Origin of the sequence: Acinetobacter legionensis, assembly GCF_048552295.1 — a bacterium.
In the GTDB taxonomy this organism is placed as follows: Bacteria; Pseudomonadota; Gammaproteobacteria; order Pseudomonadales; family Moraxellaceae; genus Acinetobacter.
This window is the reverse complement of record NZ_JBIMCW010000011.1, coordinates 98,060-119,511: the sequence shown is the minus strand read 5'-3', so window position 1 is coordinate 119,511 and position 21,452 is coordinate 98,060. Positions and strand designations below refer to the sequence as shown.

24 protein-coding genes are annotated in these 21,452 nt (G+C 37.8%); 15 read left to right on the top strand and 9 right to left on the bottom strand.

The annotated features are described in order from the left end of the window. Nucleotides 1-23: 23 nt before the first annotated feature. The 4 genes from ACG916_RS10865 to ACG916_RS10850 form a co-directional block, all read right to left on the bottom strand. Nucleotides 24-887 (bottom strand): 1-aminocyclopropane-1-carboxylate deaminase/D-cysteine desulfhydrase, encoded by an 864-nt coding sequence (locus tag ACG916_RS10865; RefSeq protein ID WP_419328186.1) that lies wholly within the window; start codon nt 885-887, stop codon nt 24-26. A 161-nt stretch (nt 888-1,048) separates the two neighbouring features. Further along, complete coding sequence (locus tag ACG916_RS10860; RefSeq protein ID WP_419330488.1) at nt 1,049-2,176, bottom strand: HlyD family secretion protein; 1,128 nt, start codon at nt 2,174-2,176, stop codon at nt 1,049-1,051. Nucleotides 2,177-2,251: 75 nt separating this feature from the next. Continuing rightward, nucleotides 2,252-3,904 carry an MFS transporter gene (locus ACG916_RS10855; protein WP_419328189.1) on the bottom strand — a complete coding sequence of 551 codons (1,653 nt, stop codon included), beginning with the start codon at nt 3,902-3,904 and terminating at the stop codon, nt 2,252-2,254. Nucleotides 3,905-3,915: 11 nt separating this feature from the next. Further along, nucleotides 3,916-4,464, bottom strand: coding sequence for a TetR/AcrR family transcriptional regulator (locus ACG916_RS10850; RefSeq protein ID WP_419328191.1), 549 nt, complete (start codon nt 4,462-4,464; stop codon nt 3,916-3,918). Between the two features lie 209 nt (nt 4,465-4,673). On the opposite strand from ACG916_RS10850, the gene ACG916_RS10845 reads away from it, so the two are divergent. The 5 genes from ACG916_RS10845 (at nt 4,674) to ACG916_RS10825 (ending at nt 7,809) form a co-directional block, all read left to right on the top strand. Continuing rightward, a complete protein-coding gene (locus ACG916_RS10845) occupies nt 4,674-5,345 on the top strand; it encodes a D-Ala-D-Ala carboxypeptidase family metallohydrolase (RefSeq protein ID WP_419328192.1) in 672 nt (223 codons plus the stop codon). A gap of 72 nt (nt 5,346-5,417) precedes the next feature. Beyond that, a complete protein-coding gene (locus ACG916_RS10840; protein ID WP_336952110.1) occupies nt 5,418-6,053 on the top strand; it encodes a hypothetical protein in 636 nt (211 codons plus the stop codon). Nucleotides 6,054-6,149: 96 nt separating this feature from the next. After that, nucleotides 6,150-6,911 (top strand): class I SAM-dependent methyltransferase, encoded by a 762-nt coding sequence (locus ACG916_RS10835; protein WP_419328193.1) that lies wholly within the window; start codon nt 6,150-6,152, stop codon nt 6,909-6,911. A 59-nt stretch (nt 6,912-6,970) separates the two neighbouring features. Continuing rightward, on the top strand, nt 6,971-7,531 hold the full coding sequence (locus tag ACG916_RS10830; RefSeq protein ID WP_419328235.1) for a hypothetical protein: 561 nt from the start codon (nt 6,971-6,973) through the stop codon (nt 7,529-7,531). A gap of 104 nt (nt 7,532-7,635) precedes the next feature. Then, on the top strand, nt 7,636-7,809 hold the full coding sequence (locus ACG916_RS10825) for an NF038215 family lipoprotein (protein WP_336952108.1): 174 nt from the start codon (nt 7,636-7,638) through the stop codon (nt 7,807-7,809). Between the two features lie 89 nt (nt 7,810-7,898). Here the strand turns inward: ACG916_RS10825 and ACG916_RS10820 are convergent, their stop codons facing one another. Continuing rightward, nucleotides 7,899-9,518: an oleate hydratase gene (locus ACG916_RS10820; RefSeq protein WP_419328194.1), complete on the bottom strand. Its 1,620-nt coding sequence runs from the start codon at nt 9,516-9,518 to the stop codon at nt 7,899-7,901. 395 nt (nt 9,519-9,913) lie between these two features. Here ACG916_RS10820 and ACG916_RS10815 point away from each other — a divergent pair, with 395 nt between their 5' ends. From ACG916_RS10815 to ACG916_RS10800, 4 genes are all read left to right on the top strand, one after another. Further along, nucleotides 9,914-10,537, top strand: a complete 624-nt coding sequence (locus ACG916_RS10815) for a LysE family translocator (protein WP_419328195.1) — start codon at nt 9,914-9,916, stop codon at nt 10,535-10,537. A 133-nt stretch (nt 10,538-10,670) separates the two neighbouring features. Beyond that, a complete protein-coding gene (locus tag ACG916_RS10810) occupies nt 10,671-11,342 on the top strand; it encodes a CsgG/HfaB family protein (RefSeq protein ID WP_336952105.1) in 672 nt (223 codons plus the stop codon). A 10-nt stretch (nt 11,343-11,352) separates the two neighbouring features. Then, nucleotides 11,353-11,730: a DUF4810 domain-containing protein gene (locus ACG916_RS10805; protein WP_419328196.1), complete on the top strand. Its 378-nt coding sequence runs from the start codon at nt 11,353-11,355 to the stop codon at nt 11,728-11,730. Next, entirely contained in the window at nt 11,727-12,401 is a 675-nt protein-coding gene (locus ACG916_RS10800) for a DUF799 domain-containing protein (protein ID WP_336952103.1), read from the top strand. Before ACG916_RS10805 ends, ACG916_RS10800 begins: the two co-directional genes overlap by 4 nt. 78 nt (nt 12,402-12,479) lie before the next feature. Here ACG916_RS10800 and ACG916_RS10795 read toward each other — a convergent pair whose 3' ends face one another. The 4 genes from ACG916_RS10795 to ACG916_RS10780 all read right to left on the bottom strand — a co-directional run bounded on the left by ACG916_RS10795 (nt 12,480) and on the right by ACG916_RS10780 (nt 15,762). Next, nucleotides 12,480-13,223: an amino acid ABC transporter ATP-binding protein gene (locus tag ACG916_RS10795; RefSeq protein WP_004723740.1), complete on the bottom strand. Its 744-nt coding sequence runs from the start codon at nt 13,221-13,223 to the stop codon at nt 12,480-12,482. Nucleotides 13,224-13,236: 13 nt separating this feature from the next. Next, a complete protein-coding gene (locus tag ACG916_RS10790) occupies nt 13,237-13,914 on the bottom strand; it encodes an amino acid ABC transporter permease (RefSeq protein WP_336952102.1) in 678 nt (225 codons plus the stop codon). A gap of 2 nt (nt 13,915-13,916) precedes the next feature. After that, a complete protein-coding gene (locus tag ACG916_RS10785; RefSeq protein ID WP_336952101.1) occupies nt 13,917-14,759 on the bottom strand; it encodes an amino acid ABC transporter permease in 843 nt (280 codons plus the stop codon). A 91-nt stretch (nt 14,760-14,850) separates the two neighbouring features. Next, a complete protein-coding gene (locus ACG916_RS10780; protein WP_004723734.1) occupies nt 14,851-15,762 on the bottom strand; it encodes an amino acid ABC transporter substrate-binding protein in 912 nt (303 codons plus the stop codon). A 524-nt stretch (nt 15,763-16,286) separates the two neighbouring features. On the opposite strand from ACG916_RS10780, the gene ACG916_RS10775 reads away from it, so the two are divergent. The 6 genes from ACG916_RS10775 to ACG916_RS10750 all read left to right on the top strand — a co-directional run bounded on the left by ACG916_RS10775 (nt 16,287) and on the right by ACG916_RS10750 (nt 21,371). Further along, nucleotides 16,287-17,735 (top strand): RNA polymerase factor sigma-54, encoded by a 1,449-nt coding sequence (locus ACG916_RS10775; protein ID WP_419328197.1) that lies wholly within the window; start codon nt 16,287-16,289, stop codon nt 17,733-17,735. A 177-nt stretch (nt 17,736-17,912) separates the two neighbouring features. Then, entirely contained in the window at nt 17,913-18,254 is a 342-nt protein-coding gene (gene hpf, locus ACG916_RS10770; RefSeq protein WP_336952098.1) for a ribosome hibernation-promoting factor, HPF/YfiA family, read from the top strand. Between the two features lie 137 nt (nt 18,255-18,391). Next, nucleotides 18,392-18,643 carry a BolA family iron metabolism protein IbaG gene (gene ibaG / locus ACG916_RS10765; RefSeq protein ID WP_004723729.1) on the top strand — a complete coding sequence of 84 codons (252 nt, stop codon included), beginning with the start codon at nt 18,392-18,394 and terminating at the stop codon, nt 18,641-18,643. A 6-nt stretch (nt 18,644-18,649) separates the two neighbouring features. After that, entirely contained in the window at nt 18,650-19,909 is a 1,260-nt protein-coding gene (gene murA, locus ACG916_RS10760) for a UDP-N-acetylglucosamine 1-carboxyvinyltransferase (protein WP_419328199.1), read from the top strand. A gap of 4 nt (nt 19,910-19,913) precedes the next feature. Beyond that, complete coding sequence (gene hisG / locus ACG916_RS10755; RefSeq protein WP_056515646.1) at nt 19,914-20,609, top strand: ATP phosphoribosyltransferase; 696 nt, start codon at nt 19,914-19,916, stop codon at nt 20,607-20,609. A 99-nt stretch (nt 20,610-20,708) separates the two neighbouring features. After that, on the top strand, nt 20,709-21,371 hold the full coding sequence (locus tag ACG916_RS10750) for a DUF4272 domain-containing protein (RefSeq protein WP_336952096.1): 663 nt from the start codon (nt 20,709-20,711) through the stop codon (nt 21,369-21,371). Nucleotides 21,372-21,452 lie beyond the last annotated feature (81 nt).

The window sequence follows — 21,452 nt, the reverse complement described above, 5'->3', positions numbered from 1 at the left end:
GGACAAATATAAACTGATGTGATTCAGCTACGTCCTTGCAAACCACCACTATGCAGGATCAAAATTTTTGAATTTTCTTTAAAGTAACCTTTTGAAATCAAATCAAAAACTCCATAAAACATTTTTCCAGTATAAATCTGTTCAAGCGGAATGCGATATTGCTGCTCAAAGTTATTTATAAAGCTAAGTAATTCATCATTGGTTTTGGCATAACCTCCAAAACAATAATCATCCAATATTTGCCAATTTTTTTTATGAGTGAGTTGACTGATATCTTGTTGTAAAAAATCACCTTTAAGTGCTGAAAATCCTAAAATTTCCTGCTGCGGTGAACTTGCGTTAATCAGACCGGTCATTGTGCCACCTGTTCCTACCGCACAGCAAATTACATCATAATGATTTAAATCTTTTATAGTTAAAATTTCCTGACAACCTTGTATAGCAAGCTCATTGGTTCCACCTTCAGGAATAATATAAGTGTTCGGATAATGTTGGGTTAATTCATCTATCCAGTAATGATTATTTTTTTGCCTATATTTTTCACGTGAAACAAAAACTAGCTGCATACCCAATTGTTGTGCTGTTGTCAGTGTCGGGTTGAGCGGTTTATGCGCTAACTCCTCACCCCTAATTATGCCGATGCTTTTAAATCCAAATAACTGTGCTGCATATGCTGTTGCAGCGATATGATTGGAATAAGCACCACCGAAAGTCAGAATCTGTTTTAGGCCAAGCTGACGTGCTTCAATCAAATTATATTTGAGTTTAAAAAATTTATTGCCAGAAATTTGTGGATGGATTAGATCAAGCCGTTTAACTATAAGTTGAACAGATCCAGCAACATCTAAATTTTGGTAGGGAATAGCTTGGGCAATATGATCAAACATGCTGATTTTTAACTGAATGGGGTTATATGAATCGCTTTGAATTAAGCCTGTTCAAGATATTCTAATCAAACCTGTAAAACAAGACAGGTTTGATTTAGTTTCATCCCTATATGCGTTTTTCAATCTCTAGGTTTTTAACTCAAGCTTTTCAATTAGGCGGATCATGGAGTGCTGGTATCTACGGAAGTCACTACAGACATCCCTGGTCGTAAAAATTCTAAACCTTTCTGTTTGGGATCAATCGCGATTCGCACAGAAATACGCTGCACGACCTTGGTAAAATTACCTGTGGTATTGTCAGGTTTAAGTACACTAAACTCAGCACCAGCAGCAGGAGAAATCTGTTCAATACGGCCAGTAAATTTTTGATGTTTCATGGCATCTACTGTAAATGATGCTTTTTGTCCGATGTGCATATCGGCAATTTGTGTTTCTTTGAAATTGGCAATCACCCATGTTTGTTGTGGAATCAGATACATTAACTGGGTTCCAGCTGCAACATATTGTCCCACACGAGGGCTAACTTCGCCCAACTGCCCATCCATTGGTGCCGTAATCAGGCTGTAATCCTTTGTCGTTACCGCTTGATCAAATTGTGCCTTGGCATTGGTGACTTGTGCTTTTAAGCCCGATTGAGCCACTTGTGCTGTTTTTAATGCTTCTTGAGCAACCAATGCATTGGCTTCAGCTTGTTTGAGTAAGGCTAAATTATTTTTTACATCCGCAGCCGCTTTGTCTTGCTCTGTTTTGGAGGTTGCGCCACTATTTCCCAATTGTTGATAACGATTGAGTTGTGCTGTTGAAAGTTCATAACTTGCTTTGGCTTGTTCAACTTTGGCTTGTGCAGCCACAATGTCCGCTTTACGTTGTTCAATAGTTTGGGTTTGATTGGCTAAAGTGGTGTTGGCCTGATCAACTCCAGCTTCAGCCTGAGTCACTTTTTGATCATAGGTTGTAGTATCAATATGCATTAACGGCTGACCCTTTTTGACATGGTCAAAATCAGTCACCAACACATCTTTGACATAACCATTAATTTGAGAAGATAAAACTGTGGTTCTGCCTTTGATATAACTATTGTCGGTGGATTCTATGGTGCTATCAAAAGGACCAATTTTCCAAGCGCGCATAATCACAGCAATTCCCACTAACAAGACCAAGAGCATCAACAGCAATGTTCTTTTCGCTGTTGGAATAAGCTTACTGGATGGTGGTGGCGCTGCTGCTGTTGCAGGTGCTTGTGGTGGTGTAACTGCTGTTTGCTCTGTTGGTTTTTGATCTTGCGACATAAGAATTCTCAAATATTTTTTAATACATAGCGTGACATCATGGATCATCTGATCTAGAAATAGCCTGAGATCTGTCTAACTGCTATTGAGGAGCTGTTGCTGTTTTTTGAGTTGATAGCGTGTCCAAGCAATATTAAAGCTACTCCAAATCAACAGTAAAATGGCGAAAATTCCATTTAATGCAATCACATCATTATAGGCACGCACTTGCGCTTCTCGTGTCACAATCTGGTTTAAATTGCGATAAGCTTGGTTCTGTTCAAGTGCTACATCTAAAGTATATTTATTGGCTGCTTGCTGATAGGCTGCAAGTCGTTGTACCACCAATGGATCAGTTGGTGACAAGTCACTGACAATTTCAGCCCGATAATTTTGGGTGCGTAATTGTTGATAGGTTGAAAAAAATGAATTTCCAATTAAACCACCAAAGCTTTGTGTTGCAGAGAACAACACCACAAAAGTGACCATGTGTGATGGGCCTTTTTGTAAGGCATTAATAATCCCTGTCAGCAATAATGGTCCAATAAACATACCACTGGCAAAGCCAACGATAAATTGGCTGCGGTAAAAATTTTCTGGTCGTACATCACTGGTGAGGTGATAGTCTAGAGCGCAGGCAATAAGAACCAAGACCACAGCACCGACCAAGTGCCATGAGATGCGTTCTCTTTTAAAGGTCATGGCGCTAAAAACCGTGCCGAGCACAATGCCAAGAAAAATTACGCTATACAAGGTAACGAACTGATCAGGTCCCATGCCCATAGTTTTTAAAAAGTTAACAGCCGCATAACTTTGCTCAGACATAAGCAAACGAATTGCCAATGCACCAAACACAAACTTAAGTGTGGTGGCTGAGCCTAGCCAACGAGTGATGATAAGTGGATTGACACGGTAATGTTCATAAGTCAGTCCTATAATAATAAGACTGAATCCAGCAATTAAGGCATAACCTAACCATTTGACTTCAAACCACCAAAGGATTGGGCCTTGGGTCAAGACGATACATAGCAGCGCAAAACCGGGTGCAAGTAAGGAAAAAGTGAAAAAATCCTGTTTTTCAAAGACTTCGATTCTTAAGCTGCGTGGCAGTTTTAAAGAAACCACCATTGCCAAACAACATATCGCTAAACCTAACTCAAAGGTATAGAGCACAATCCAGTCATTTACATCGACCAGAGATGGGGAAATGATCCATGCTAGTGGAATACCCAATTGCTGAAAGCCCAGTGCGAGATAAATTCCTCGCCCAAAGTTTTCTCGTTTAAAGGCCTGCATGATGTAATACATGCCTAAAGAACTAAGAGGGGCAGCAACTAAACCACTGATCACACGGACAAATAATGCCATTTCAAAGGTATGCACAAAGATATGCAGCAGCAATACACAAATAAAAAGCATTAAACCAATTTCAGAAAAAAGCCGTAATCCATATTGTTGTCGAGCTTTAAACAGAATCATGTTGGAACTAATATTTGCCATCACATAAGCTGCGGGAATCCATGCGGCTTCTGAAGGCGTTAGCGAGTATTCACCCTGAATAAGTGGTAAATTTGCGGTAATAAAACCATTACTTAAACTGCCTGAAATGGCAACAAACAGACCAATAAAAAAATAAATCAGTTTTTTATGTGTTGGATGAGCGATAGCCGCAGGCGAACCTGGTAAGGTTGGACGCTCTTCAGGTGTCCAATCTGGAGCGGGTTCAAGTAAACGTGGCGATTTATCCATAACTGCCTCAATTACGCCTTGATGCCATCAATTAGTAAGTCGACTGCCCGTGCGGCCAGTTGAACTTGCTCTTCATCGGTTAATCCTTGAAAGGAAGCTCTTAGAATACCCGTAATCAGCGCATAATCTTTTGGGGTGAGATCTGGTCGGCAAATATGATGGTTAATGGCTTGATCAATCAGCGGTTGAAGAATTGCATCACGCCGTTGGTAAATATCCACCATACTTGGGTCATTACGATCAATCACGCGCCAATATTCCATCAATGCGGTGAGATAAGGCAGATTCTCGACATGGTTGCGAATTAACCGAATCAAACCATCAGGATATTCTGAAAAGCTTTTTGCACGTTCGTCTAGACGAGTTAATGCTTGTTCCATTAAGGCGATGACCAACTCACGGCGATCTTGAAAATTTCGATAAAAGGTTGCTCGTCCAACACCAGCTTCATCAATCACAAGCTGTAATGGCGCACGAATCCCTTGTTTACGGAATATTTTCAGTGCAGCATTGAGCAAATCTTCGCGATTTTGTGCCGCTTGTTTTTGACGTATACGCATAGGGGAAATTGCATTAAATTTTATTATGATATTTAACGGACATTTTTGTCCGTTGTAAATTACTAACTCTGTGGATTTTTGTAAATAGCAGCTTTAAAGTGAATGAGATTGGTTAGAATGACTTATGGCAATGATTAATAAATCGTATAAATAGGTTTAGATTTCTAAATATTTACCCTTTAAAATAAAACAATAAGTGTGCTGAAATTGTGAAAATTTTTAAAAATATTGTTATTTCGATCTGCTGCATCGGTGTATTAGTTTTCAATGCCTGTACGCCATCTGAGAAAAAAGCAGATCAGGCCACATCTTCAAGAAAATCATCAGATCAACAGATTGAACAACAATTCAAGCTTTGGAAGGCGCAACAAGACCCCCAATTATTGGCAGATTATTATCAGTTTATGTCGCAGTATTTAAAACACCCGCCTAGTCTGATGGAGCTGACAACCAGCCGAAACTATATGCCAGAACAGTGTTACTCAAAACGTTTTGCCATTCCACCTAAAGCCTTTTGGAAAAATGTGGTGAGTAGTTTACAATTGGTAGAAAAATTAAATCGAAATGACTATTTTAAAACATATACGATTTCAGCGATCTATCGTGCCCCTGAATTAAATAAATGCATAGGTGGGGCTGAAAAAAGTAAGCATTTAAGTAATTATGCAGTTGATTTTCATGTGCTATCTCCCAAAGAAACGATTAAAAAAGATCGCGAAGTATTACTTAAAAAAATGTGTCATTTTTGGCAAGTGGAAGGCAAAAGTTATAAAATGGGTTTAGGCGTTTATGGTAATAATCGCTATCATATTGATACTCAAGGATATCGTACTTGGGGTAAGGACTTTAAATCGAAAAGTTCGCCGTGTGTAAAAAGTTAAAATTGTATTTTTTGAGCAAGAATTGAACTTGCATCTATATTAAAAAATGTTGAGATATCGGGAACGTTATTTATGTTGAAAATAATAAAGAGTTGTTTATTTGCTCTGCCTTTTTTGAGTAGCTGTTCTGCTTTTGCGCAAGCTGATACTGCTGTCGAAGTTGATTCTGAATACGAAGTATTGGGGCGTGCAGGAAAACTGAAAATTCAAAAAGAGTCGTGTACTCAGTATGGTTCTAGTTGTGACTATGTGCTCTATGATGCGAAAGGAAAGAAGCAGGTATTAATGGAAAAATGGAGTAAAACCGCAAACGTTTATCAATTTAATCCAAATTTAATGGGTTTTTTGTTGGGGGTAACAGGAAGTGAGTATAATCTCACTGTGATTAACGATAAAAACCAACAAAAAGATTATGGCAGTTTTCTTGCGATGAATGCGCAGCAAAGTTGTTTTACAACTTTTGAATCGAATTTAAAAAATATGCCAAATTCATTGGTATTTTATAGCATTCCTGATTTTCGGGTACGTTTAGTGCTCAATAACAAAGTGCCGCAATTTAAAAAACTGAACTATCCTACAACGGCGAATTTTGAGGATAATGGTGATTTTTCATTTAACTATAATATCAAGATCGGAAACGAGATGGGGGTACAGGATGTCATCATTCAAAACCCGTGTCAGTCTGATTATCGGGTGATCATGAGCTAACAATAAAATAAAGTTATTAATTTTATTAAAATTCATTATTTTTATTTTTAAATTGAGTTGTCTATTGTAGTTTTATTCAACAAGAAGGACACGATAATGACCACTCAACAGCAAGTTAATCAGTCACAATATCAAAATAAATCAGAAGCCTACTTAAATAGCCAAGTACATGCACAAGGCATTGAGTTTGAAAAAATGCAAAATTTAATCCAACAGCATCTATTAAAGCGAGTTTTGGATCTTGGCTGTGGCGGTGGGCATGTGACTTATCAGATTGCAGCATTGACTGAGCAAGTGATTGCTTATGATATTACGCCTGAAATGGTCAATCTTGTGACTGCGCAATCTCAAAACAAGGGATTCAATCATGTCATAGGGCAGGTTGGTGCGGCAGAACAATTGGACTTTCCTGTTGAGCATTTTGATTGTGTGATCAGTCGTTATTCTGCGCATCATTGGCAAAGTATCACTCAAGCGATTCATGAAATTTACCGTGTATTACGCGCTGATGGTAAAGTAATCTTGTTTGATATTATTGGTAATTCTAACCCTATTTTAGATACCTTTATTCAGACTATAGAAACCATTCGTGATCCAAGCCATGTTCGAAATTATAGTTTGGCGGAATGGGTAACAATCGTTGAACAAGCGGGCTTTAAGGTAGAAACCATTGAAAAGCAAAGTTTACAGTTAAATTTTCAAAGTTGGGTAGAGCGTATGCAAACACCCTTAGAGGGGATCAATACCATTCGCTATTTACAGTCCAAAGCCGCTGATCAAGTACAACAGTATTATCAGATTCAGCAAGATGGTACATTTACCAGTGAGGCTGTATATTTGGTATTGAGTAAAACTTGATTAGAAGTCTGATGCCAAAAAAAATAATCAATACAATATTTCCGATATTATTAAGCATGATGGCTTATACAAGCAGTAGTTATGCTGAGCAGATTCATCGCACAGTGGCGAAGATAGGACAATTTTCAGTCATTCAGCAAACATGCGATGAAGATGCAAATTATCATTGTGATTTTGTACTCTATGAAGGTGATGATTATAGATTGCCCTTGGTCATGGATTGGGAGCGTGGTTTAAATGTCGAAAACCAAACCGAGGATTTCTTGCATTTAAGCTATGGCTATACTTTTAATGTTCATCATAGTCTTTTCATTTCGAAGGTGGGGATTGTTCAGGCTTTAGACAACGTTGTTGCTGTGGATGAAAACACCGGATGTATCGCTCGATTTGAATTAAAAGATGCGCCTATGATTATTTTCCAAAAAGCATTTACCGCGAAAATTTTAAACAAAATTCAACTTCAGCCAGAGCAACACCCTAAAATTGAGTCTGTAAGTGTAGATGCTTTTCAATATTTTAGTGACATGGAGTTTGATGGAAATGGTGGCTTTCACTATCGTTACAAAAATAAAAATGGTGAAGATCAAGCTGTTTTAATGATACATTCTTGTGATGTATAGCTACTTTCTATAGATAGACACCTTTTGAAATAAAAAATAGCTGTATTTTTAATCAGAACTGTTATGCTCGAACTATAAATAAAACAAAAAATGGAGGAGATACTATGAAAAAGCTAGCCATCAGTGTGAGTGTAATACTTGCAGTATTTTTGGTTGGGTGTGAAAAGAAACCACCTACACCAACAAAAACTGAAGTTCGTTCAATCCATATTGCAGGTATGCCTGTGTATGAAAAAGATTATCGTCTCAGTGCTCGTTCAGTGGATTCACAACCTTGATTTGTATTCAAAATATAAAAACGAGTGCATGAAAAGAGGATGCACTCGTTTGGTTTTAATTCTATTTAACTCAGTTGATTTTAAATGAATTAATGAAAAACAGTTTCTAAAGCTTTTAATCCGACTTTAGGATCAAGTAATCCATTATAGATCTCAGGAATTTTACGTTCTACGCCAAAGAACTCATAAATTGCAATCATGGCACCACGAACAGAATATTCAACAGTAAAAACCACATCATCTTCAATTTCAACAAATTGGCCCAAGAATGCGAAGTTTTTTGCACCTTGTGGAATAACCTGTGGGCGGTCACCAGGCTTACGACAGGCAAATAACGCCGATGCATAAGGCATCATTGCAGTTGTTACAATGGTATTTGCTAGAACATGCTCAAGAATGTCATCAAAACCGAGTTGTAGAATTAGTTCAGTAAGTATTTCATTACCTGTTGCTTGTGACATTGGTTTTTTGATGTAGTCACCAGTTTGATCAATTTGAAAACCATAACCCCAGAGGGTAAATGTGCCTTTTGGCAAATTTGCAAAATGAGGTTGAGCAGGTACTACAATTGATAAATGCCAGCCCGATTCAAACCAAGTCATCAGTGCCCCAGTACCTGGCTGGTTGCCTGTGTAATCAATGATGCGATTTAACAGAACATCATCTTTCATGGTGAGGGTAAAAGACTCCCATTTATGTTCATCAATGTTGCCATAAAAGGTCATTGGTCGACCAAAGTCAGGTGCTTTTTTCGCAAGGGTTTCCCATAGCGTCCAACCATGATCAAGTCGATCACGAATAAGCGCTGGAACATCATCATTCCCTGCATAACGAGAATCTGCTGTAATTGAACCTAAAGTAAATATGGCTAGATCATTCTCTTGAAGGTCAATTTGCTCTGTACCTTCAGGAAGGTTGACATACAAGCGTGTTGCACGACGCTCTAGGGTTGCTTCATCGGTTTGAAAGTCTGCATCTGTCACATAATTGCTAAAACGAACGTCTACGCCTTGTGCAATCAACCAACGTTGTAGCGGCAAAATCATTGAATCATATTGGTTGTATTTAGTTCTTTTTACTCCAGCTAGGGTATGAATGCGTGGTAACTCTTGGATAAAACGTAAGAAATAGCGACGAAGTTCTGCAGCACTGTGCCATTTTTGGAAGGCAAATGTAGTGCGCCACATACGCCAAAAGTTCGTTTCAAAGAAGGTCTCATCAAAAAACTCATCAATACGACGACTGCCAATTTTTTCTTCTTTCGCTGCCAATAAGCGTAGCATCTGCGCACGATGGCGTGTATTTAAACCCAGTTTAGCGGCGTCTGAAATCACATGTTGCGCATCAATTAAACGGGCTTGTGCATGAGTTTTGACTTGTTCATTGAACTCACGACATTCTTCACGAACAGAAATTTCAGGATTTTCTAAGGATGGAATACTCGAAAATAAGTCCCAAAGGCATAAATATGTTTCATCTGTTAGCATCCGCCCACCACGGGTAACCCATGCTTGCGCAGCATGTGGTGTATGACCGCCATCCATTGAACCACCTGAGACATCTAACTCTTCGAGAATGTGGATATTTTTAGCGGGTACTTTAGCATCACGTATGGCAAATGCGGCAGCTGCCATTCCTGCAATTCCACCACCAATGATCCATAGATGTGCTTGGTTTGCATCTAAACGATTCGTTTTGTTGTTGTGCATTTTTTACCCCTAAGTATAAATATTGATTTTGGATAATTTAAAACCATAGTTTTATTATGGTTTTTTATAGCCTATAAATACATGAAAATGGAAGTTAATTTTTGTGATTAAAATGGTCGATTTCATAATTTTTTAGGATGTTTTATATACGTTGATGATTTTATTGATATAATTAAAATATTGAAAAATAAAATTTTATTGAGTTTTTGCTCTAAAATAATTTATTTGCTCTGTGCATAATAATACACAAGTGTATTTAAATTCATGATTGAGACTTTAATGAATTTGCATTGAATAAAAGCGTGGTCGCGAAATAATAAAGATTTTTATATCTTCAAAAATCGGTTGTAGCGTAAAATATCTATTCTTAAAAATAGTTTGGGTTGGGGTGTCTCTTGGAATCATTATTGATTTTAGGTTCAATTGCATTGGCATTAATGCTAGGCGCAATTAGCCCTGGTCCTACATTTGTTTATGTGGCTAAAAATTCAATTGCGATTTCTCGTAAACATGGTCTGTTTACCGCTTTAGGGACTGGCACGGGCGCAGCTTTATTTGGTTTTTTAGCTGTAATGGGGTTACAAGCAATTTTATTGGCTGTACCTTCTGCATATTTAGCTTTAAAAATTTGTGGTGGTCTGTATTTACTTTGGCTGGCCTATAAAATCATTAAACATGCTAAAGATCCAATGGCACAAGCATCTGACTCATCCACGGTGATGAGTTATCAACAAGCGTTTCGTCTAGGTTTAATTACTCAATTAAGTAATCCTAAAATTGCGATTATTTTAGCCAGTATTTTTACTGCGCTTTTACCCAAAGAAATTCCAACGTATTTTTATTTTGTTTTGCCTATCTTGTGCTTCTTTATCGATGCAGGCTGGTATTCACTGGTTGCTGTTGCGCTTTCAGCGGAAAAACCGCGTCGTGTTTATTTAAAGTTTAAAAAAGTCTTCGATCGAATCGCGGGTGGTGTTATGACATTACTTGGTTTAAAGCTAATTTTTGGTGTGAAATGATTGTTTTTACTAACAAAAATAGTTATGCATTTTATCAGTAAATTCTATTTGTTAAAAATTAATTAATGGTATGTTTATTTTTTTATTATATATTTATTCATTATAATGGTTCAAACCTTAGAGAGATGTAATTTTGAAAAAAATATTATTGATTGCTGCCTTAAATGGCTTGGTACTTACAGCTTGTTCTACCACTGAAAGTTCTAAAACCATCCAAGCACCCCAAGTGGCTGTAGCGACTTCAGCGGTTAAATATTCAGGTGTGAAAACAGCAGTTTCGATTGGTAAGTTTGATAACCGCTCAAGTTATATGCGTGGAATTTTCTCTGATAATGTAGATCGTTTAGGCGGTCAAGCAAAAACGATTTTAGAAACACACTTGCAACAAACAGGTTATTTTTCAGTCTTAAATCGAGACAACTTATCTGAACTGCAACAAGAGGCTGGTTTTGGTAAAGCATCTCAATCAATTAAGGGCGCACGTTATGTGCTTACTGGGGATGTGTCTGAATTTGGGCGCAAAGAAGTGGGCGACCATCAATTGTTTGGGCTATTAGGGCGTGGTAAAACTCAAATTGCCTATGCAAAAGTCAATATTAATGTTGTTGATGTAAATACAGCAGAAGTTGTCCATTCTGTGCAGGGTGCAGGTGAATACGCGCTCAGTGAACGTGAAATTTTAGGTTTTGGTTCTACAGCATCTTATGACTCAACTTTAAATGGTAAGGTTCTAGATCTGGCTGTACGCGAAGCGGTTAATCACCTTGTCACAGATATTCAAACAAACAAGTGGTCCGTACAATAGGTTTGAATAAATGAAACGGGTTTTATTATTCTTAAGTTTTTTTACTACGTTAACTTTAGTTGGGTGTGCATCTGGAACACAGTCTTTATATAGTTGGGGCGGATATCCACAGCAGACTTATTTAATGCTGGCGGTTCCTGAAAAAACTTCACCTCAGCAACAAATTTTAGCGCTCGAAAAAGATGTTGAGAAAGCAAAAGCAAAAAATGCTGCAGTGCCGCCAGGTTTATATGCACATCTGGGGCTGTTAAATCTTAATATTCAAAATGGCCCACGTGCAATTCAGTATTTTGAGTTAGAGCGCCAAATTTATCCTGAGTCAACTGTATTGATGGATCGTTTATTGAAGAAAATGACCACTCAATCGACTGAGGTAAATTCCAAATGAAAAATATGAAACAATTATTCATCCTTGGTTTACTGATGATGCTTTTTACAGGTTGTGCGGTGTCACCTAAACAAAATCGTGATTTAGCAGCATATCGTGAGCATATCCCTAAGTCGATTTTGGTACTTCCTCCAATCAATGAGTCTCCTGATACCCGTGCAACCTATGGATACTGGTCAACAGTAACATTGCCTGTGGCTGAGGCTGGTTATTATGTATTTCCAATTTCGGTTGTTGATATAATGTTTAAAGAGAATGGGGTGACCAATGGATTTGATGCTCAAGCAATCCCACCTCAAAAGTTAAAAGAAATTTTCGGTGCTGATGCTGCGTTATATATTAAAGTTAAAGAGTATGGTTCTAAATATCAGGTGATTCAATCTGTAGCAGCAGTTGCAGTAGAAGCCAAACTTATAGATTTGCAAACTGGCACATTACTTTGGCAAGGTGAGCAGAGACTTCAGCAAGCCAATGATAATAGTAATGCTGGTTTGATTGGCGCATTGGTGGGTGCTTTAGTTGATCAAATATCTAATCATCTGTCAGACAAAGCCTATACTTTATCCAATACTGTAAGTTCGCAACTATATTCACCGAGTATAAATCAGCAAAAAGGTCTGTTATATGGACCACGATCTCCAAACTTTAGCCAAAATGCGGCGAAACCTTAATTACTGGTATTGTTTGTAGGTATTAAATAAAAACCCCAATTAAAAATTGGGGTTTTTATGTTTAATGCATATTGCTGATTAGTGCACCATAGAAATCTTGTCTAAGAAGAATTTGGTTCTTTCGTGACGCTCATCAGGCTTATTAAAAAAGTCATCTGTTGCACAGTCTTCCAAAATCTTACCTTGATCCATGAAAATAACCCGGCTTGAGACTTTACGGGCAAAGCCCATCTCATGAGTTACACACATCATGGTCATGCCTTCTTTTGCCAATTGACTCATTACTTCAAGCACTTCACCCACCATTTCAGGGTCTAATGCAGAAGTAGGTTCATCAAATAACATGCACACAGGATCCATACACAGACCGCGAGCAATTGCAACACGTTGTTGCTGACCACCAGACAGTTGTCCTGGGAACTTGTTTTTGTGGGCTGCCAAACCAACGCGATCTAAATATTGCAACGCTTTTTTCTCAGCCTCTGCTTTAGAACGATTTAATACCTTAAGTTGTCCAATGGTTAAATTATCCAAAACAGTCATATGAGGGAATAATTCAAAATGTTGGAAGACCATTCCCACACGAGAACGGAATTTAGCCAGATCAGTTTTTGAGTCTTTTAACGCAGTTCCATCAACGACAATATTACCTTCTTGGAATGGTTCTAATGCATTCACAGTTTTAATCAGGGTAGATTTACCCGAACCTGAAGGCCCACACACCACCACAACTTCACCCTTTTCAATTGAAGTAGTGCAATCTGTAAGAACTTGAAAATCTCCATACCATTTTGAGATATGTTGTATTTCTATCATTGGCATATTGATTCTCCAATTATCGAATTATTGCTATTTTTTGATGTAAACGCTTCACAAGTCGTGAAAGCGCAAAGGAGATACAGAAGTAAACAACGGCTACAATCAGGTAGAAAGTTGCTTTGGTTTCAGCACCGTAGGTATTTGCTAAGGTATTGGCATTACCCAAGAAGTCTGGCGCACTAATCACGTAAACTAATGATACGTCTTGGAAAAGTACGATAGATTGAGTCAGAATTACAGGGAGCATGTTTCTGAAAGCCTGCGGTAACACCACATTAGACATGGTTTGTCCATAAGTGAAACCAAGTGCATAGCCTGCATTGACTTGACCTTTAGAGACAGACTGAATGCCTGACCGGACGATTTCTGAAAAGAATGCGGCTTCAAAAATTGCAAAGGTCACCACACTTGAAAACAGTGGGCCATAATAAGTATCCGACTGAAATTCAAAAATCTTTGGCAATAAAAAATAAAAAATGAAGATGACTTGAATCAGTGGCACACCACGGAAGAAATCGACATAAACTTTAGCAAAATTACTAGCGACTTTATTGTTAGATAAACGCATCATGGCCAAAGGTGTGCCAATCAGAATTCCACCAATAATGGATAAAATCGTCACAGTAACTGTAAATTTAAACCCTGCGAGTAGCGTTTGAATGACATCTTGATTTTGTAAAATACTAAAATCCATGACTATTTACCCCCCGAGCCTAGGCCAGGAACAGCCATACGTTTTTCAACCCAAGCCATGATCAATTTAATGGTATAGGTAATGACTAAGTAAACTGGTGTCGAAAGAATAAGAATAACAATATCTTGAGATGTTTCTTCACGCATGGTTTTAGTATAAGCAAAGAAGTTCAAAACACTGAGCGCATAAAGCACCGCAGAGTTTTTGAAAATATTCATTGCTTCAGAAGTGAGCGTTGGCCAAACAATACGATAAGCGACAGGGAGAATGACATAGCGATAACTTTGGCTTTGATTTAAACCAATTGCAAAAGCTGCATTTTTTTGTCCATTTGAAACCGTATTAATGCCAGAGCGTACTTGTTCAGCAATACGTGCAGCGGTATACAGACCGAGTGCAAATACCCCAACCACTGCGGGATTGTCATTGAGAATATTTTGCCACCATCCACCATGAACCATCTCACCACTACCCGTACTTAAGCTGAGTGGGAGTAATTGCGGGAATACGAATGCCCAGAAAAACAGTTGTACGATCAAGGGAATATTTCGGAAAAGTTCGACATAGCAGGTACCAATAAATGAAAGCGGTTTATTGGGTAATGTGCGTAAAATCCCGATCAGAGAACCAAGAAGAAATGCAATGAAAAATGCAGCAATCGCGGTCCACACCATTGTCCAAACACCTGAACCTAGGAGTTGTAACCATGTTGGTGCATCTGCAACCGGGGAATAACTTTCACCACCAATTGCTTTACAGACAGATTCAGCCCATGCAGCTTTATCAAGACTATATTCATTCGAGGGGAGACAATAAGCTGTCCAGTTAAGTGAGCCTACGGACATGTGTGCTCCTTGTATTTTTAATTTTATAAAAATTTATAGACCAGACTTTAAATATAATCTGATCTATAAACCATTGTTTTAAACTACGTTTTTAGTTAATACCAGCATCCGTAGGATTCGCTTTAAGTTTTAAATATGATGAGCTCATTGGCATATTTAAATTGACATTTTTAGGTGCAATTGGTGATTGGAACCATTTTTTATATAGCGCCGCCATTTGACCATTTTTCCACATCGTCGTTACAGTTTTATCAGCAATTGCTTTATATGCTGCATCGCCTTTAGGTAACATAATGCCGTATGGTTCTGAAGAAAGTACTGGACCTACAATTTTAAAATCTTTTGGATTTGATGATTTTGCGATTAACCCTGCAAGAATATTATCATCCATCACAAATGCAGCAGCACGCCCAGAAGCCACCATTGCAAATGAGTCTGAGTGATCTTTACCATAAACATTGTTTACGTTAACTTTTTCGCCTTTCTCACCCATTTTGATATATTTGTCAGATGTTGTACCTTGTGTGGTAACTACCGCTTTACCATTTAAATCTGCAATCGTTTTAATTGGTGCACTCGCTTTAACTGCCATGCGTACTTCTGTTGCATAATAGTTTGTAGAGAAGCTTACTTGTTGTTGGCGTTGAATAGAGTTTGTCGTTGTACCACACTCCATATCAATGTTACCTGCTAACATTTCCGGAATACGCGTAGAAGAAGTGACAGCTTTATATTCAACTTTAAGATTTGGCATTTTGAGCGTTTTTTTCAGCTCATTGGCAAAGTTATTACAAATATCGACTGCATATCCCATTGGTTTACCACCAATAACATAGGAAATTGGATCAGATGACTCACGATATCCAATAATCACTTTTCCTGATTGCTTGATCTTTGCTAATGTGTCTGCTGCTTGAACCTGTGAAAAAGCACCGCCAGCCATAAGTACACCAAGCGCTGTGGTTAAAACTTTTTTTGATAGTGTTTTTGTAGATAGTGTCATTTTGAGTTCTCCATTACATGATTTTTTTGGCAGTTTAAGCCGCTCGTTTCTAAAATTAAGCAGTTATCGTGCCAAACCTTTTCCTTGAAACTACGATTCATCATATTTCTTTATATCATTATTTTTATACTCACTATTCCAATAAGTAAAGGATAAAAATAATAAATTTCAAAAACTAGAAATGTGACTGTTCTCACAAAGTGGAAACTATTTTATTTAAATATTTTGAAATAAATAGCCCTAAAGCCATTTATTTTTGCTTATAAGTTTTAAATCACTATTTATATAATTGATGACTATTTCAGCGCACCTAGAACTGATGATTTTTAAAAAAACTGAATAAAAAAACGACATAATTATAATTTATCTTTAATTGATAAATAACAAACATTTTTATGTAACGTATTCATTTTTTTTACTAGTCCTAATCTATTTCCTGTGATATAAAAAATGAGTAGGCATGAATTTTGCATTGCTTATTCACATAAGATGAAATGAAATAATACAGTGTGGGAACTATGGGTATGAAGTTATCGGTTGGATTAAAAGTTGCAAATTCGTTGTCGCTTACGCCACAACTGCAACAAGCCATTCGATTACTGCAATTATCGAGTTTGGAGCTTGAACAAGAAATTCAAATTCAACTTGATAGTAATCCTTTGCTTGAAAAGGTTGAAGAAGAGACACATGAAAGCCCTGAAAATGTAAAACAAGAACAACAAGAGTATGAACTTTCAGATTCTTTAAATGCCAATCACTTACCTGATGAGTTGCCTGTAGATACGGATTGGGATGATGTCTATACCCATCAAACAACAGCTATGGAGCGCCCTGAGTTTGAAGATCGTGAAGATAATCGTCATTCAGAAGCATCATTAAAAGAGCATATGTTAGGGCAAGTTAATTTATTGCATTTTTCTCCAGTCGATAAATTGATTGCATATTGTATTGTGGATGCTCTAGATGAAAAAGGATTTTTGGCTGCCGATATTGAAGAAATAGTGAGCTCTGTACAACATCTACTACAACAAATGGATTATGACATTGACGTTGAAGAGGATGAGGTTTTGGTGGTTTTAAAACATATCCAACGCTTAGAACCTCTTGGTATTGGTGCTCGTAGTCTTGCAGAATGTCTTTTTGTACAAATTGAGGCTTTACCTACAACTACATTGTTTAGGAAAGAAGCGCTGATGTTGTTGAAACATTATGAGCTTTTGGTGAGTAATGACTTAAATAAATTGATTAAGCAAACGGGTTTAAATGCTGAGTTATTAAAATCAGCAATTGATTTATTGAAAACACTTAAACCTTATCCGGGTGCTGAATTCGACCAAAAAGAATCAGATTATCAAATTCCAGATGTGGTTGTGTCTAAGAAAAATGACCATTGGTATGTCCAACTTAACCCTGATATTTTACCAAAACTTCGAATTAACTCATTTTATTCAGGCATGATTAAACGTGCTGATCAAAGTGATGATAATCAATATTTACGCAATCAAATGCTTGAAGCTAAAAACTTTATCAAAAGTGTCGATGAGCGTCACAAAACTTTATTAAAAGTTGCAAGTTGCATTGTGCAACATCAACGTGAGTTTTTGGAAATCGGCGCTGAAGGAATGAAACCCTTGGTATTGCGCGATGTTGCAGAAGAAGTTGAATTACATGAGTCCACGGTTTCTCGTGTCACCACAAATAAGTTTTTGTTGACACCACGTGGCTTATTTGAGCTGAAATATTTCTTTTCTAGCCATGTGGGAACAACTACTGGGGGAGAGGCATCGTCGACTGCCATTCGAGCAAAAATCAAAAAACTTGTTGCCGATGAAAACCCACGTAAGCCATTGTCAGACAATACAATTGCCAATTTATTAAAAGAAGAGGGAATTGATGTGGCAAGAAGGACAGTCGCAAAATATCGTGAATCGTTACATATTCCGTCTTCATCTGACCGAAAAGTGTTGATCTAAATTTTAAAGTGTGGCTATTCTAATTGTTCATTATGACGAAATAATGAATCGCTTTTTGTCTTTTGGAGTAACTTAAATGATTGCATGATATAGAGCAAAGTTTTCCTTAGCGAAGGCTGTCATGAGATCGTTTGGGTTATGACTTTCATATTCCTATATAAGGAGAGGGATAAAGCTATGCAAATTACAATCCGTGGACATCATTTAAGTATTACACCCGCAATAGAAGAAAACATTCGAGATCGATTTACCCAAATGACCAAGCATATTGATCAGGTGAACAGTATGCAGGTCAAACTCAGTAAAGATCATCAATTGGATAAAAGATCAAAAAAAGGCAGTGCAAATCATATTGCAGAGGCAATTGTTCGTTTGCCAGGTATAGAGCTTTTTGCTCAAGCCACAGCAGATGATATGTATAATGCGATTACAAAATTGACTGACAAATTAAAAAGGCAATTACACAAGCATCGTAAAATGCAGTTGGATTATCAACCTGTAGAGATTTTAGCGACGTAAAATTGATATTTTTAAAAAGAGGTTGCAAAGACCTCTTTTTTTTATCTATATTTTTTGTACGAGTTAATGAATTATTTCGGTGAGTTATAGTAAAATAGCCAGTTTTTACACTGTCAGTCCTATAAGAGGTCGATGCAATGAATAGTGAACAGCTCACTGAAATCTTAAAAGCAGCTTTTCCTGATGCTGAAGTTGCTGTCAGTGGACAAGCAGGTAAATTTGACCTCCGTATTGTCGACAATCAGTTTGAAGGGAAACGTCCAGTTCCTCGTCAACAAGCTGTTTATGCGCCACTTAACTCTTATATTGCCAGTGGTGAGGTACATGCGGTAACTATTCGTGCAATGACTAAAGAAGAATGGCGCAAAGCCAGTATGTTTGGAGCTTAAGCGTCAATGGATAAATTTGTCATTCAAGGTGGTGTAAAACTCGAAGGTGAAGTTCGTATTTCTGGTGCAAAAAATGCGGCTTTACCTTTATTGGCTGCAATGATTCTTGCAGATACCCCGATTACATTAAAAAATGTTCCAGATCTTAAAGACGTTCGTACTTTAGTCAAGTTGATTGGTGGTTTAGGCATCACCATGAGTTATGAGGGGGACACGGTTGTCGCAGATACATCTACACTGGATAATCAATTTGCTCCCTATGAACTGGTTAAAACCATGCGTGCATCTATTTTGGTGCTTGGTCCACTCTTGGCGCGCTATGGTAGTGCAAAAGTTTCACTTCCTGGTGGATGTGCGATTGGCTCACGCCCTGTTGATCAGCATTTAAAGGCTTTAGAGGCTTTGGGTGCACAAATTGAGGTCGAAGCAGGCTATGTACATGCCAAAGTGGATGGCCGTTTAAAAGGTGGCGAAGTCATCTTTGATATGGTGACTGTAGGTGGGACTGAAAATATTTTAACTGCAGCAGTATTGGCAGATGGTGTTACTACCATCCGCAATGCAGCCCGTGAACCTGAAATCACAGACCTTGCACTTATGCTCATTAAAATGGGTGCAAAAATTGAGGGTTTAGATACAGATACATTAGTAGTAACTGGTGTGGAAAGTCTACATGGTTGTGAATATTCTGTGGTTGCTGACCGTATTGAAACGGGCTCATATTTAGCCGCCGCAGCCATAACGGGTGGTAAGGTAAAAACCACACATACTGACCCAAATCTTCTTGAATCTGTTTTAGATAAATTTGAAGAAATGGGTGCAGAAGTCACACGTGGTGAAGACTGGATCGAATTGGATATGCTGGGGAAACGTCCGAAAGCAGTTAGCTTCCGTACCTTGCCCCATCCAGAATTCCCAACGGATATGCAAGCACAAATCATGGCGGTAAATGCCATTGGACGTGGTTTTGCAACAATTTCTGAAACGATTTTTGAAAATCGTTTTATGCATGTACCTGAGTTAGCTCGTATGGGCGCAAATATTCAGGTTGAAGGTAATGATGCTGTTGTAACAGGTGTGGAAAAACTATCTGCTGCGCCTGTTATGGCAACTGACCTACGTGCTTCGTTTTCTTTAGTTTTGGCTGCTTTAGCTGCTGAAGGGGAAACCATCATCGATCGTATTTATCATATTGATCGTGGTTATGAAGATATCGAAGCAAAGTTACAAGGTCTAGGTGCCCAAATTAAGCGAGTGAGCGAGTAAGTTAATGAGCGATATGAGAAACGATGATCCAAACTTTGACGTAATGGGCAATTTTGATCATGGTTTAACTTTGGCATTGAGTAAAGGGCGTATTTTAAAAGAAACGTTGCCTTTACTTGAAACTGCTGGAATTAACTTATTGGAAGATCCTGATAAATCTCGTAAGTTGATTTTTCCAACCACACATAAATCCGTTCGTATTTTAATCTTGCGTGCTTCTGATGTACCAACTTATGTGGAAAATGGTGCAGCGGACATAGGTGTAGCGGGCAAAGATGTGTTGATGGAACATGGCGCTCAAAATGTCTATGAACCATTGGATTTAAAGATTGCCAACTGTAAATTAATGACAGCTGGTAAAGTAGGCATGGTTCGTCCTAAAGGGCGTTTAAAAATTGCCACTAAGTATGTAAATTTAACTCGTCAATATTATGCAAGCTTAGGTGAGCAAGTTGATGTGATTAAACTTTACGGCTCAATGGAATTAGCCCCATTGGTTGGTTTGGGCGATTATATTGTTGATGTGGTGGATACTGGGAACACTTTGCGTGCCAATGGTCTAGAGCCTTTGGAAGAAATTTGTAAAGTCTCTTCACGTTTAATTGTGAATAAAGCGAGCTTTAAGCGTAAGCAAACTTTATTAAATCCAATTCTTACTCAGCTTGAAAAAGCAGTAGAAGAGCGTCAAAAAAACAATTAATCCATTCATGTTTGTTCAATAAAGATGCCGTCTAATTTTAGGCGGTTTTTTATGTAATTTATGTTAAAAAATAACCATGCATGAATCAAAAAAGAGCTTATGAAAACACCTCAACAACGCAAAGAACAGTCTATTTTAAAACTTAAAAATTATTCAATTCCTTATATTGACTGGTTACCTGTGATTGAATCTGCAGAAGATGTTCAAGCACGCAGTGCAGAACAAATTGCAAAACGCGCGATTGCTTGTTTATGGGTGATTCAGGTCGCATGTGACCTGAATAATGATCAATATGATGATGAAACAAAGATATTTATATTTGATGTTTTAAAAAAAATGCAAGTTTTTGATGCTTTAACAGAAAAAGAACAGGCAATTTTAAATCGTGATGCTTCCGCACAAGATGTCATCAATATGGTGTGGAAATATGAAGCATATTGGGTGCTGTTATGGGCTTTGGGTATTGTGGATGATTTGAGTTATCCGGTAGATATCGTTGATTGTGATTTTGCAATTCAAGCCGTTTCATCATGCGATACATTTGCTGCATTTATGGAAAAAGTCCAATTACGAGATATTGAAGAAATCTTAGATCAGGCTGATTTAATTTATCGTTATGATTGGGCATGTGTAAATGCGCGTTTAAAGCAACAGGATGCACCTGAAAATTTAAATTCATCTGTTGTTGTGGAACGGCATGGCGCCTTGAACTGGCTGATTCAGACTGATAGTGACTGGGATTATCCTGATGTGAGTACCTAAATAAAAATTTGCTATATCAAAAGTCATTTGCAATCAAACTTTCCTCTGAAAGTAAATTGAAATGTTGCGGTGATGTTGCCC